General features: G+C 42.9%; 9 protein-coding genes and 3 tRNA genes. 2 read left to right on the plus strand and 10 right to left on the minus strand.

From position 1 onward, the window contains the following. Positions 1 to 25: 25 nt before the first annotated feature. The 3 genes from H5125_RS12695 to H5125_RS12705 form a co-directional block, all read right to left on the minus strand. A tRNA-Pro gene (locus tag H5125_RS12695) sits at positions 26 to 102 on the minus strand. Between the two features lie 31 nt (positions 103 to 133). Further along, positions 134 to 209, minus strand: a tRNA-His gene (locus H5125_RS12700). Positions 210 to 260: 51 nt separating this feature from the next. Then, positions 261 to 337, minus strand: a tRNA-Arg gene (locus H5125_RS12705). Positions 338 to 601: 264 nt separating this feature from the next. On the opposite strand from H5125_RS12705, the gene H5125_RS12710 reads away from it, so the two are divergent. Further along, positions 602 to 3,226 carry a diguanylate cyclase domain-containing protein gene (locus H5125_RS12710; RefSeq protein WP_162022171.1) on the plus strand — a complete coding sequence of 875 codons (2,625 nt, stop codon included), beginning with the start codon at positions 602 to 604 and terminating at the stop codon, positions 3,224 to 3,226. Between the two features lie 24 nt (positions 3,227 to 3,250). On the opposite strand, the gene rep is transcribed toward H5125_RS12710, so the two are convergent. Then, positions 3,251 to 5,263 (minus strand): DNA helicase Rep, encoded by a 2,013-nt coding sequence (gene rep, locus H5125_RS12715; protein ID WP_182744404.1) that lies wholly within the window; start codon positions 5,261 to 5,263, stop codon positions 3,251 to 3,253. 143 nt (positions 5,264 to 5,406) lie between these two features. On the opposite strand from rep, the gene ubiK reads away from it, so the two are divergent. Beyond that, entirely contained in the window at positions 5,407 to 5,655 is a 249-nt protein-coding gene (gene ubiK, locus H5125_RS12720; RefSeq protein ID WP_059746313.1) for a ubiquinone biosynthesis accessory factor UbiK, read from the plus strand. Between the two features lie 121 nt (positions 5,656 to 5,776). Here ubiK and H5125_RS12725 read toward each other — a convergent pair whose 3' ends face one another. From H5125_RS12725 to ilvC, 6 genes are all read right to left on the minus strand, one after another. Then, positions 5,777 to 6,919, minus strand: coding sequence for an alanine--glyoxylate aminotransferase family protein (locus H5125_RS12725; RefSeq protein WP_101087262.1), 1,143 nt, complete (start codon positions 6,917 to 6,919; stop codon positions 5,777 to 5,779). Positions 6,920 to 7,353: 434 nt separating this feature from the next. Next, on the minus strand, positions 7,354 to 8,925 hold the full coding sequence (ilvA, locus tag H5125_RS12730) for a threonine ammonia-lyase, biosynthetic (RefSeq protein ID WP_182744405.1): 1,572 nt from the start codon (positions 8,923 to 8,925) through the stop codon (positions 7,354 to 7,356). 1 nt (position 8,926) lies between these two features. Further along, the gene (gene ilvD, locus H5125_RS12735; protein WP_162022167.1) at positions 8,927 to 10,786 is read right to left on the minus strand and encodes a dihydroxy-acid dehydratase; all 1,860 of its coding nucleotides are present in this window, start codon (positions 10,784 to 10,786) and stop codon (positions 8,927 to 8,929) included. Positions 10,787 to 10,932: 146 nt separating this feature from the next. Then, a complete protein-coding gene (gene ilvM, locus H5125_RS12740; RefSeq protein ID WP_011635912.1) occupies positions 10,933 to 11,190 on the minus strand; it encodes an acetolactate synthase 2 small subunit in 258 nt (85 codons plus the stop codon). Continuing rightward, positions 11,187 to 12,872: an acetolactate synthase 2 catalytic subunit gene (gene ilvG / locus H5125_RS12745; protein ID WP_162022166.1), complete on the minus strand. Its 1,686-nt coding sequence runs from the start codon at positions 12,870 to 12,872 to the stop codon at positions 11,187 to 11,189. The genes ilvM and ilvG overlap by 4 nt, the downstream gene beginning before the upstream one ends. 567 nt (positions 12,873 to 13,439) lie before the next feature. After that, positions 13,440 to 14,921 (minus strand): ketol-acid reductoisomerase, encoded by a 1,482-nt coding sequence (gene ilvC, locus H5125_RS12750; RefSeq protein ID WP_182744406.1) that lies wholly within the window; start codon positions 14,919 to 14,921, stop codon positions 13,440 to 13,442. Between the last annotated feature and the right edge of the window lie 89 nt (positions 14,922 to 15,010).

Here is a 15,010-nt window from a genome sequence, read left to right on the forward strand (position 1 = left end):
AATTCGCTATAAGAAAGCGGGGATGTGGTCGGTGATAGAGGATTCGAACCTCTGACCCTCTCGTCCCAAACGAGATGCGCTACCGGGCTGCGCTAATCACCGAAAATAAAACTATATAAAACGACAAATTGAATGGGGTGACTGATGGGGCTCGAACCCACGACAACCGGAATCACAATCCGGGACTCTACCAACTGAGCTACAATCACCACTGACTTTCAATTCTACTAACCAATGCGACAGAAACAGTACATGCCGAATGGTGCGCCCAGAAGGATTCGAACCTTCGGCCTTACCCTCCGGAGGGGTACGCTCTATCCAGCTGAGCTATGGGCGCTCGCCTTGGTTAGCGACGCATATATTAGGGATAAAACACCGTCACGTCTAGCCCTGATTTGCTTTTTTTAACTGACTGATTAACTTTTGACTCATTTACGCTAACTATTTGCTCACTTCTTACTTATTCGCACTCATTTACGAGAGTTATTAACTTTATACTGACATTAATTTAGCTTGGATCACATTTGTATTTATGGTAATTATAATGATTGTTCAACAATAATTTGTTCACATAATTAATAGGATAACGGTCAACAAGGGTATGGATACTGCAATAAGTCACTCAATAGCCTCTCCACGAGTCGAGCATCTGCAAAAAAGGATCGCTCGCTTAAAGCGTTTGGCTAAAAAATATAAACGTTCTGAGACTATTCAGAACGCTTTACTGGGTATTTCTAATATTGCGACCCAGGTCACTTCACTTGATGATTTTTATCAACGAGTACACTTACATCTGCAGCAACTTATCCCTGCAGAAAACTTTTTTATTGCATCTCAAGACCAAAAAACCGGACTGACAAGTTTACCTTTTTTTGCCGACCAACAAGATTCTCACCCAACGGAACTCTACCCAGACCAAGAAATATCAGCATTACTTAATAGTGGTTTAACAGGTTATGTGCTCCGTAATGGCACACCTTTGTTATGCGACGATAATAAGTTTAATGAATTGATCGCCAGTGGCGATATTAAAAGTCTTGGCTCTCCAAGTCACCAATGGCTTGGCGTACCCATCAAGAACCAAGATGTCGTCAGTGGTGTACTTGTTGTACAAAGCTATAACGAAGCCAATACCTACGGTGAACTTGAATTAGAATTAATGGGTTTCATTTGCCATCATATTTCTGGGGTAATGGAACGGCTTGAGCATCATGAACAACTAGAACAAGCCATTGTTGAACGCACTAAAGAACTCAGCCAAGCTTATGAAAAAGTCAAAAAAGAGATAACGGAACGAGTTAAAGCCGAAAAATTGCAAAAAGCCTTATTCGAAATTGCCGATTTATCTGCATCAAATGTACTCCAACAAGACTTTTATTTACGACTTCACACTATTATGAGTCAATTAATACCGGCTGATAACTGTTTTATCTCATTGATAAACGATAACAATATGTTGTCGTTTCCTTTCTATGTTTCGCAAATGACAACCGAATATCCAGCCTCTCGTCCTATGCAGGATGGGCTAACAGAATACATCCTAGAACATAAATTACCGCGGTTATTATCATCTAAAGATATCGCTGACATGGTTGCTAATGGTGAGATTTACGCAAAATCACCAGAATTAAACAAAACCGATAGAATGCATCAATGGATAGGCATTCCGCTGATCATTAATGGCGATGTCGCTGGCGCATTAACGATTTATAGCTTGGGTGACGCTCATATTTATCAATTGAAAGATTTAGAGTTGCTGACGTTTGTGTCTCAGCATATGGCCAATGCTATTGAACGTAAATTGGCGGCTGAGTCACTGAAAAATAGCCATGAGCAGTTAGAAGATAAAGTCGTTAAACGCACTCGAGCACTCGCTGAACTGAACAGCAATCTTCAACAAGAAATTAATCAGCGCCGAAAGATTGAAGATCAACTCTTACACGATGCTCAGCATGATGGACTGACAGGGTTACCCAATCGCAGCTATTTAATGGAACGATTATCACAAGCATTAAAACACTTGCGCCGGCATGGATTAGATCAATTTGCATTATTATTTATCGATCTCGACCGCTTTAAAGTGATCAATGACTCTTTTGGTCATCTCGAAGGCGATCGCTTTTTAATTGAAACCGCACAACGTATCAAGTCATGTGTACGTGAAAATGACACTCTAGCAAGAATGGGCGGTGATGAATTTGTTATTTTGCTGGATTCTATTAATGCCACGGAAGATGCAATCGAGGTCAGTGATCGTATTTTACAAGCGTTGTCGATGCCCTATCAGCTAGCCAAACAAGAGTTCATCTCAGGTGCCAGTATCGGAATTGCATTTAGTGGACGTAATAAATTAGTCACCAGCGAGTCACTACTTCGTGATGCTGACGCTGCTATGTATCAGGCTAAAGCTAATGGTAAGGGTTGTTATGTTATTTTTGACGACAAGCTCAGCGCACAATCTAAGCTACAACATGAATTGGAAATTGATTTTAAAAACGCCCTAGACCAACAAGAATTTGAAATTAACTACGTTGAAGTGGTCGATTTTACTAATGGTGAAATCATTGCCATTGAACCTCACGTTGAGTGGCACCATCCCAAACAAGGCATAATTGAACATGGCAAAATGAAAAGTCTTGCCGCACAATACCAGCTCACACTTAATATCGACGGTTATATTTTTTCTCACTTAAGTGAACAGTATCAATTTCTTAAACAAAAATATGGACCGTCAGTATACTTACATCTATCCATTAGCAGCCAGCACATCAAAAATAAATTCGTATTACGCAATCTCAAGCAAACGATTAAAAGTAGCAACATCAATCTTGAGAAATTAATATTATTCTTTAACGAAAAAGCACTAGTGCAAGACACCGAAAACCACATCAATGGTTTCGAGCTCATCTCGCAACTAGGCGTGCAAATCGGGATCGATGGCTATGGCACAGGTTACAGTTCACTCAGTTGCCTGAGCTTTTTACCGATTAAGGCATTAAAGTTAGATGATGACATCAGTAAGCATTTACTCAATGACAAACAGTTACAATTAGTCAAAGCTTACCAACTGACGGCACAAACACTTAATTTCGATATGTACGCCACCACAGTAGACACACAACAACAAGTAAGGCAGTTTTTAGAACTGGGTTATGTGCGTGGTCAAGGACGAGCGATCAGTAAACTTTTTAACGAAAAAAAAAAGCCACATAAGGCCTGTGCCTAATCAATAAGTCCAGCCCAATTAGCACTATTTTTTAAACATATCGCGTATGTTGGCGATGTGACTTTTGCTGGTTTCGACACGCTGCTCTTCTGTTTGAACAGGCTTACGGTTTTCCCAAATTAAGTCATCTTGCGGTAACTCAAGTAAAAAACGGCTCGGCTCACATCGCATTGTTTCACCAAATTGGCGACGTTCACGGCATATTACAAACCACAATTCACGTTGTGCACGGGTAATACCCACATACGCCAGACGGCGTTCTTCATCGACATTGTCTTCGTCAATACTCGACTGATGCGGCAAAATGCGCTCTTCAACGCCCACCATAAATACAAAAGGATATTCCAGTCCTTTAGAGGCATGTAACGTCATTAACTGAACTTGATCGCCACCTTCATCCTCGCTGTTGCGTTCCATCATGTCGCGCAGGGTTAATCGAGTAACTACTTCTGGTAACGTCATCGGTTCATCTAACTCATCACCTTCGAGCATTTCGGTAACCCAGCGGTATAATTCCGAAATATTCTTCATCCTCATTTCAGCCGCTTTAGCGCTGGTACTCGTTTCGTATAAGTAATCTTCGTAATTTATTTTACGAATAAGCTGTTTAATCGCTTCGACAGGCTCACCACGCGTGGCAACTTCACCAGTATCAACAATAAATTTACCAAATTGATACAAGGAGTTAACCGCAGCTGGTGCTAAGTGATGGTTGAGTTCAACATCAAAAATAGCTTCAAATAATGATATATGCTTTTGATTGGCAAAATTACCTAAACGCTCCAGCGATGCAGGGCCGATACCACGCTTAGGTAAGTTAACCACCCGTAAAAAAGCATTGTCATCGTCAGGGTTCACCACTAAACGTAAATATCCCATGATATCTTTAATTTCTGCACGAGAAAAAAATGAAGTACCACCACTAAGCTTATAAGGAATACGGTTGGTCATAAGCGATCGTTCAAGTAAACGAGACTGATGATTACCTCGGTATAAAATGGCGTAATCACCGAACTTAGTCCGCCCAACAAACTTATGCCGAATGATCTCGGCAACCACTCGTTCAGCTTCCTGCTCTTCGTTAGCGGCAATTAATACTCTTAAGGGCTCACCGTAAGCTAACTCACTGAATAACGCTTTGTCGTACACATGAGGGTTGTTAGCAATCAAAATATTGGCTGCCCGAAGAATACGTTGGCTTGAACGATAATTTTGCTCTAACTTTATGAGTTTAAGTCTTGGGAAGTCAGTCCCTAATAACACCAGGTTCTGTGGCTTTGCACCACGCCAAGAATAAATAGACTGATCATCATCACCTACCACCGTAAAACGTGCTCGCTCGCCCACCAGTAATTTAACTAACTCATATTGGCTGGTATTGGTATCTTGATACTCATCCACCAGCAAATATTGAATTTTAGTCTGCCAACGGGTGCGGACTTCTTCATTCATCCGCAATAATAAGGTTGGAATTAAGATTAGGTCATCAAAATCGAGCGCATTATAAGATTTCATATGCTGAGCATACCTGGCATATAACATGGCAAATAATTGGCTTTGCTCATCTTTTGCCATATTTTTTGCTTGCTGAGGGATCACTAATCCCCCTTTCCAATTCGATATCGCTGATGCCAAAGATTTGATCAGGTCTTTATCATCATCTAACTCATCTTCGGTCAGTTCTTTTAATAACGCGAAAGTGTCTTGGTCATCAAACAATGAAAAACCCGCTTTAAGCCCAAGCACTTTATGCTCGCGCTTAATGATTTCGAGCCCTAAGGTGTGAAAAGTAGAAATCCATAATCCGCGCGCTTCTTTGCGCCCCATAGACTGAGCAACACGTTCTTTCATTTCACGGGCGGCTTTGTTGGTAAAGGTTACTGCGGCAATATTGCGAGCTTTATAGCCACACTTTTCAACTAAGTAAGCAATTTTATTAATGATTACACGTGTTTTACCACTCCCCGCGCCAGCGAGCACTAAGCATGGACCCGATACATAATGTACGGCTTCATTTTGCCCTGGATTGAGTTTCATTAATCATTACACCTTGCTTAGCCTTAAACGAAGGCGGATCATAGCAGAATCAACTGATGACGGTTAACGAAAAATCACACTTAGTGTTTGGAAAAGCGCTTACCTCGGTTACAATTAAATCAATGTCTCAGTAGGGAATCATCATGATTAATCCAAAGAAAATAGAAGAGCTCGCGAAACAACTTAGCGATAACTTACCCAGCGGTGTTAAGCAATTTGCCGGTGAGTTTGAAGAACGCAGCAAGCAGATATTACAAAACCAATTGATGAAACTGGACGTGGTATCGCGCGAAGAGTTTGAGGTTCAGCAACATGTGTTGCTTAAAACCCGCGAGAAGCTTGAAGCATTACAAGCGCAAGTGAATGAGTTAGAAAAAAAGTTTGCCGAGTAACTAACCTAAATTCGGAATAACGATTGATATTACGGACTCTGTAATCGTTTTAACTCATTTACAGACATAAAAAATGACGCTATTTAGCGTCATTTTTTTACACCCACTAAGCTTGTTAACCTCAGTTCTGGTTAAGAGACTCTGCTAATGCATATAAGCAAAGGGCGACGTTTTCACGACGGGCACCATAGCCCATTAAGCCGATGCGCCATGCTTTACCCGCTAAAGCACCTAAGCCTGCACCAATTTCTAAATTATATTCTTCCAATAAATGCTTACGCACTGCAGCATCATCAACACCATCTGGAATATAAACGGTATTAAGTTGCGGTAAACGAGACGCTTCTTCAACCACAAATTTCAATCCAAGCTTGGTTAATCCATCGCGTAATAATTGATGCATTTTACGGTGTCTTGCCCAGGCATTTTCGAGCCCTTCATTGGCTAACAAACGTAAAGACTCATGGAGGGAATATAATGCATTAACGGGTGCAGTATGATGATAGCTGCGCTTAGCACCAGCGCCATTGCCCCAATAACCCATCACTAAGGTTTGATCTAAAAACCAACTCTGCACCTGGGTGGTACGAGCTTTTAGTTTAGCAACGGCTTTAGGAGAAAATGACACCGGAGATAAACCAGGCACACAAGATAAGCACTTTTGGCTGCCTGAATAAATGGCATCAATGCCCCACTCATCCACCAGCAGTTCAACGCCACCCAATGAGGTCACCGCATCAACAATACTGATACAGTCATGTAATTGCGCCAAGGTGCATAATGTTTTGGCATCCGACAGCGCACCCGTTGAGGTTTCTGCATGTACAAAGGCTAAAAATTTGGCATCAGGATGCGCGACAAGTGCAGCTTCAACTTTATCTGGGCATACGGGTTCGCCCCATTCATTGTCGACCACAACTGCAACACCACCAACACGCTCAACGTTTTGGCGCATGCGCTCACCAAACACCCCATTACGACACACGATTACCTTTTCACCTGGTTCAACTAAATTGACAAAACAGGTTTCCATGCCAGCACTGCCTGGGGCAGATACAGCTAAGGTCATTTCGTTTTTAGTTTGAAAAGCATATTGAATTAAGCTTTTTAGCTCATCCATCATGCCAACAAATAATGGGTCAAGGTGGCCAATAGTCGGCCTTGATTGTGCCGCAAGCACTTCAGGATACACATCAGATGGGCCTGGACCCATTAAGATTCGGCGCGGTGGCATAAAAGCTGGAATTGTTGGTACGGGTAACATCAATGTCTCCTTAAAATGAGGTCGAAATTCATAATTCAGTATGAATCTGGAAAAATTTACCCTACATATAAAGCAAACTATACCAATCAGTTGCTGCAAAATACATTAACATCAATTTATTAGTGGTCGTTGGTAATCGTTTCTACAAACCTACGAATATTTTTTCGTTTTAGGCAAACTGACAATACCACATTGAAGCACTAAATCACCTCAGAATGGTCGTTAACCTGAACTAGGGATAACAAACGCCTCTCAAACAGCCCTTTGCCTTGCTAACGGTGTTGAATTAATTTGCAATAGACCCGCTATTGACGCGTCTATTCGCCTTGTTAGTAAAACAAATGACAAGTTTGATAGTGATAAACGTCTAAGTTTATGATCTTTATTATCATATCTTCGTCTCTTATCCCGAGATCAGTTTAGTTAACAATGGCTTACGATTTTGCTTTAGCGCTATTTAAAAATAACTGATATGCCGGGCTGTGGGTTTCTTCTTGATAAACGAAACCTAACTCCGTTAAAAACTGTGCAAATGCCACGTCGTCTTTAGCCGGAACTTCAAACCCAGTTAACACCCTGCCAAAGGCTGCCCCATGGTTACGGTAATGAAATAAACTGATATTCCATTTACTCTGTAAAGTGGTTAAAAACTTCAACAATGCCCCTGGATGCTCAGGAAATTCAAAACTAAACAAGCGCTCTTCTAGTGGCTCAAGTGGGTGACCACCAACCATATAACGCACATGTAATTTAGCGGTTTCATCTTGGGATAAATCTTGAACTTTAAAGCCTTCAGACTCAAGTTTAGCGATAATTTCGCTTAGCTCTACTTGGCCACCGGTAAGACGAATGCCGGCAAATACCACCGCAATGTCACGGCTACTAAAGCGATAGTTAAATTCGGTCATCACCCGTTTATCGAGTAACTCGCAAAAACGTAAAAAGCTGCCAGGCTTTTCAGGGATTTTTACCGCTAGTACCGCTTCTTTTTGCTCAGCTAATTCACAGCGTTCAGACACATAACGTAAACTATGAAAATTCACATTGGCGCCACTCAATATTGCCGCGACTTTTTTCGGTGCATTAATGGAGTCACCTTGTTGGGCCATGTATTTTTTAAGCCCAGCAATCGACAAGGCCCCTGCAGGTTCAGCTATCGCGCGGGTATCTTCAAAAATATCTTTTACTGCCGCACAAATTTCATCAGAAGTAACAGTAACCACTTCATCAACGTATTCACGCGCTAAGCGAAATGGCTCAGTACCAATGCGTTTAACCGCTACGCCGTCAGCAAACAAACCGACTTGAGCCAGTGTCACTGGTTCATCGGCTTCTAATGCCGCCTTTAAACAAGCGGCATCTTCGGGTTCGACTCCAATGATCCTCACTTGTGGCATGACCGCTTTATAATAAGCCGCAATACCGGCAATTAAGCCACCACCGCCAACGGGCACAAACACGATTTCGATATCGCGTTGCTGCTGGACCATTTCTTGCGCAATAGTGCCTTGCCCCGCAATAACCGCTTCATCATCAAAAGGAGCGATATAAACACGCCCTTCTGTTACCGACAGATTCTTTGCATAGTCATTGGCTTGATCAAACGCCTGCCCATAAAGCACCACATTGCCACCTAAGCGTTTCACAGCATCAATCTTAATATCTGGCGTGGTACTAGGCATTACAATTACGGCATCAATACCGCGACTGGCAGCAGACATCGCTACCCCTTGAGCGTGATTGCCCGCCGATGCACACACCACACCTCTATCACACTCATCTTGAGTTAACGCTGCTATACGGTTGTAGGCACCACGTATTTTAAATGAATGCACAGGTTGCATATCTTCACGCTTTAAATACACCTGACAACCAAAGCGAGCAGACAATTTATTCATGCTCGACAGTGGCGTCACTTTAGCCACATCATAAACAGACGACAGCAAAATTTTCTGTAAATAATAATGCGCTAAATCTAATTGAGTTTGAGACGCCAAAGCCAACATATTACCCCTCCAGCTTAGTGCGATCGCGTACAGCACCTTTATCAGCACTGGTTGCCAATAATGCATAAGCTTTAAGGGCTAATGACACATAACGCTCACGAGACACCGGCTTCCAACCTAACGGGCCTTTAGCATCCATGGCAGTGCGACGCTGAGTCAGCTCTGCTTCACTGACATTTAATTGAATGCTGCGCTTGGGAATATCGATCGCAATTTGATCGCCGTTTTCGATCAGTGCAATAGTGCCACCTGATGCTGCTTCTGGTGACACATGGCCAATAGACAAACCAGAAGTACCACCCGAAAAACGACCATCGGTAATTAACGCACATTTAGCGCCTAACCCACGCGATTTCAAATAGGTTGTTGGATACAGCATTTCTTGCATACCAGGGCCACCTTTTGGGCCTTCGTAGCGAATAACAACCACATCACCTTCAACCACTTCGCCGCCTAAAATACCGGCTACCGCATCATCTTGGCTTTCGTACACGCGAGCACTACCAACAAAAGTTAAATTAGACTCATCAACCCCTGCCGTTTTGACAATACAGCCATCAACGGCCACATTACCTGACAATACCGCTAAGCCACCTTCTTGACTAAAGGCAAACTCACGCGAGCGAATACAACCATTTTCACGGTCGTCATCAACACTGTCCCAACGGCAATTTTGGCTAAATGCTTTAGTGGTTGGAATACCAGCAGGGCCGGCACTAAAAAAGCGGATCACAGCTGGGTCGTTAGTTTGTTTAATGTCGTATTTAGCTAAAACTGATTTTAAATCGCCGCCATTGTCTGCGGCCACATGCGGTACATCGTTATGGATTAAACCTGCTCTATCTAACTCGCCTAAAATACCCATCACCCCACCAGCACGGTGAACATCTTCCATATGATATTTAGGCGTTGATGGTGCAACTTTACATAGATGAGGCACTAAGCGCGATATGCGATCAATATCGGCCATAGTAAAGTCAATTTCCGCCTCTTGCGCGGCAGCCACTAAATGCAACACTGTATTAGATGAACCGCCCATGGCAACATCAAGTACCATGGCATTTTCAAATGATTTAAATGACGCAATATTACGTGGCAATGCCGTTTCATCGTCATGCTTGTAATAACGTTCAGCCAACATCATCACGCGACGACCCGCTTCTAAAAATAATTCACGACGGTCTTCATGAGTTGCGAGCATGGAACCGTTACCCGGTAACGATAAGCCTAAGGCTTCGGTTAAACAGTTCATCGAATTAGCAGTAAACATGCCCGAGCATGAGCCACAAGTAGGGCAAGCACTGCGTTCGATTTGCTTACTGTCTTCGTCACTGACATTAGAGTCTGCACCGGCGATCATGGCATCAACTAAATCAAGCTTAATAATTTGATCAGATAGCTTGGTTTTACCCGCTTCCATTGGTCCACCGGATACAAATACCACCGGAATATTTAACCGTAGCGCTGCCATTAACATGCCAGGAGTAATTTTGTCGCAGTTAGAAATACACACTAATGCATCTGCACAATGCGCATTGACCATGTATTCAACACTGTCTGCAATTAACTCGCGCGACGGTAAGCTATACAGCATGCCGCCATGGCCCATGGCAATACCGTCATCTACGGCAATGGTATTAAATTCTTTGGCAATGCCGCCTGCTTCTTCAATGGCACCTGCAACCAATGATCCCATATTCTTTAAATGCACATGCCCAGGTACAAACTGAGTGAACGAATTGGCTATCGCGATGATAGGTTTACCAAAATCATTTTCTTTCACGCCAGTGGCACGCCATAGTGCGCGGGCGCCTGCCATGTTGCGGCCTTCGGTGCTGGTTGCTGAACGTAATTTTGGCATTGCTAATATCCTTGTTTAATGTGGATCGCGTTATCGGTTTATTCACCTTATAACGACTAAAATAATCTCTAACTACATAATCTCTAACTAAATAGTCTCTAACTAAATAATCTCTAACTAAATCGTGCTGGATTTAATCGTAAGCTCTAGCCGTTGGCGACTTGGTTTAATGGTGCCGCCGATAGCACTTTACAGTGCGTGACATCGATTAATTTATCTAACTGGTTGCTGAGCAATTCAATGGCACGTTCGGCCTCAACCCATAAATCGACCGCCATACTGGCGTCTTCATTAATGCGAACCTGCATTTGGGTGACTTTAAAACCACGATGGCGAGTAACACGTAGCACGCGTTCCAGTACTTCGGGACGTTGTTGAACGGTTATTTCTAATGCATGCATCATGTTTGCTTCTCCATTTGATCCATCATTTCACTATTACTCGCACCCGGTGGCACTAGAGGCCATACATTAAAAGCATCATCAATCGACACATGTAACATAAAAGGACCGCTACTATTCAACATATCATCTAACCCTTGTTCGACTTGATCCGCTCGCGTTATCGTTCGACCTGGAATATCAAACGCCGATGCCATCAGGACAAAGTTAGGATTGTCAGATAAGTCTGTTTCACTGTAACGCTCTTCAAAAAATAACTGTTGCCATTGCTTAACCATACCCAGTTTTTGATTATCAATCAGTAAGATTTTTACCGGTAATTTACGACGCTTAATGGTGGTCAATTCTTGAACATTCATCATAAACGAACCATCACCAGAGACCGTGACCACAGTTGCATCAGGTCGGGCAACTTGGGCACCAATAGCAGCAGGTAAGCCGAAACCCATAGTACCTAAGCCAGCACTGGATAAATGATCCTCAGGACGACGGAACCACATGTGCTGTGCAACCCACATTTGATGCTGGCCGACATCACAAGCAACAACACTGTCTTCTGGTAGTTTATTAGCTAAACGGCGTAACATCGCTGGCGCATAAATTAAATCACCTGGATGTTGGTAATTCCATTGGTGCTTACGGGATAACTCCTCAACATCGGCTTGCCATTGAGCAATATCCAGTTTGCCAGTAACGGCGGCCGTTAATGCAGGTAACACTATGCTAAGTTCAGCAGCTATCGCCACGTCAGCTTGACGTAACTTACCGATTTCGGCGGCATCGATGTCTAAATGCAATACTTTGGCATTACTGGCAAAACTCGCAAGCCGACCGGTAACGCGGTCATCAAAACGCGCGCCTACGACCATCAATAAATCACATTCTTGCACAGCAAGGTTTGCCCCTTTGCCACCATGCATACCCAACATGCCTAAATAACCTTTAGTGCCATGTGCAATACTGCCCAAACCCTTTAACGTTGCCACTGATGGAATGCCTGTGGTGTCGATAAACTGACGCAACTGCGCAACTGCGCCAGCCATACCCACACCACCACCAACATACAACATAGGCTTCTTAGCGTGCTTAATTAATTCCGCTGCCGCATCTAAGTCAGTCACCAGAGGCTGTAATTCATCATTAACACTTTGAAGGGGGGTTTTGTATTCTAATGCTGCAAGTTGAATGTCTTTGGGAATATCAACTAAAACCGGACCAGGACGTCCTTCTGCTGCAATTTCAAAAGCGCGATATAAGGTGGGAATAAGCTCATTGATGTCGGTGACCATAAAACTGTGTTTGGTGCATGACAACGACATACCTAATACATCTATCTCTTGGAATGCATCGGTACCGATAACACTAGTAGACACTTGGCCCGTTATGGCAACTAGTGGAACCGAGTCAAGTAAAGCGTCGGCAAGTGAGGTGATTAGGTTAGTGGCCCCTGGGCCTGATGTTGCAAAGCACACCCCGGTTTTACCACTAGCACGGGCATATCCCACGGCAGCAAACGCGGCACCTTGTTCATGACGGCTAAGCAAGTGCTCTACAGGACCACCATAAAGGGCATCATAGATTGGCATAATCGCCCCACCAGGATAACCAAATACGGTTGTCACACCATGTGCTGCTAGCACTTTGATTACTGCATCCGCGCCGCGCATTTTCTGTCCTGCTTCCATATGTTGCTCTCTACTTCGTCAATGTATCTGCTGCTCTACTGTGTAATATTGGGTCTTTGGTTTTACTTAAGCCTAAAACTAAAAAACCCCCGGTCCTTTCGGAGCGGGGGTTTTTGCAATCTGTTTGACTCTTAGGTCAGTCTAGTTGCCAAAACGCCACCCCCGCTGTGACTTAATAATCACTACGGTAATAATTTCGAGAATGAGAATGGCTGTGTGGTTTAACATGTTTTAGACTGTATCCTAAGTTTCTAGTATTAATTCGTTTGGTTATGTTCAAATAACATTACGGTATAACTAACAAGTACCATAAAAGATTTATCCAGCACAACTAAAAAATTGCCATTATAAAAAAAATTCAGCTTCCCTGCCGAGACAATGCAAACAACAACAAAAACTTAACGCATGAGTTCAACGAATAAATAATTAGAACTCAATCTAACAATTTGTTTTTTCAGCGTCCTAATCAATAACATTAGGACGTTTCGATTGATGCCTGTCCGACAACGACAACATAAACATGTTGCAAAAAACACTGAACAGGTACTTCACCAGTGACCTTATACGTTAGCTCGCTTCAACAATACTTTTCATATCGGTCATGTAACCACGTAACTCAGCGCCGATATACTCAACCTCTGTATTACGAATTTGTTCATTGACGTCGATTAAGCGAAGGTTATCAACACCTGTTGCTTGATCTTTAAGTCCAGCACCTAAATACTCAGATGGCATAGCGTTAACATAATCACGTAACATAGGTACCGCTGCATGGTTAAATAAGTAACAACCGTATTCAGCCGTATCCGAAATAACCACGTTCATTTCATATAAACGCTTACGTGCAATTGTATTGGCAATCAACGGTGTTTCATGTAGCGATTCATAATAAGCCGACTCTTCAACAATGCCTGCTGCAACCATGGTATCAAATGCAAGTTCAACACCCGCTTTGATCATTGCCACTAAGAAAATACCTTTGTCAAAATAGGTTTGTTCATCGATATGTTCAGATGACACAGGCGCATTTTCAAATGCGGTTTCGTTGGTTTCAGCTCTCCAACGCAACAAGTTAGCGTCATCATTAGCCCAATCTTCCATCATAGTGCGAGAGAACTCACCGCTGATAATGTCGTCCATGTGCTTTTCAAATAATGGCTTAAGGATAACTTTCAACTCTTCAGCCATATCAAATGCTTTGATTTTAGCTGGGTTTGATAAGCGGTCCATCATGTTGGTAATGCCACCGTGCTTAAGCGCTTCGGTAACGGTTTCCCAACCTTGTTGAATTAACTTGCCGGCATAACCAGGTTCAACACCATCAGCCACCATTTTCTCGTAACCTAAAATGGCACCCGTTTGTAACATGCCACATAAAATGGTCTGCTCGCCCATCAAATCTGACTTAACTTCAGCCACAAACGATGACATTAATACACCGGCGCGGTCGCCACCGGTAGCACTGGCATAAGCTTTAGCAATCTCTAAGCCATCACCATTTGGATCATTTTCTGGATGCACTGCAATCAATGTTGGCACACCAAATCCACGCTTGTATTCTTCACGGACTTCTGTAGCAGGGCATTTTGGCGCAACCATAACCACAGTAATGTCTGGACGAACTTGCATGCCTTCTTCAACGATATTGAAACCATGTGAATAAGATAACGTAGCACCTTGCTTCATTAATGGCATAACCGCGTTTACAACATTAGTGTGTTGCTTGTCTGGTGTAAGGTTTAACACTAAATCAGCCGCAGGAATAAGCTCTTCAAAGGTGCCGACTTTAAAGCCGTTATCGGTGGCTTTTTGCCACGATGCACGCTTTTCTGCAATAGCTTGTGGACGTAAGGCAAAAGAAATGTTTAGGCCTGAGTCACGCATGTTTAAACCTTGGTTAAGGCCTTGGGCGCCACAACCTAAAATCACGATATTCCAATCTTTAATATATTGGCAACCGTCACTGAATTCAGTACGGTCCATAAAGCGGCATTGTGCTAATTGAGCTAATTGTTGACGTAAATTCAGAGAGTTAAAATAGTTAGCCATCTGATACCACCTATAAAATTTAGTAATTTGGGACTCAACATCTTATAAGTCAGCGACCCTAAGCGTTGTGATTGAAGTCACTATAGCGC

Origin of the sequence: Shewanella sp. SR44-4 (assembly GCF_014163715.1) — a bacterium.
GTDB lineage: Bacteria > Pseudomonadota > Gammaproteobacteria > Enterobacterales > Shewanellaceae > Shewanella.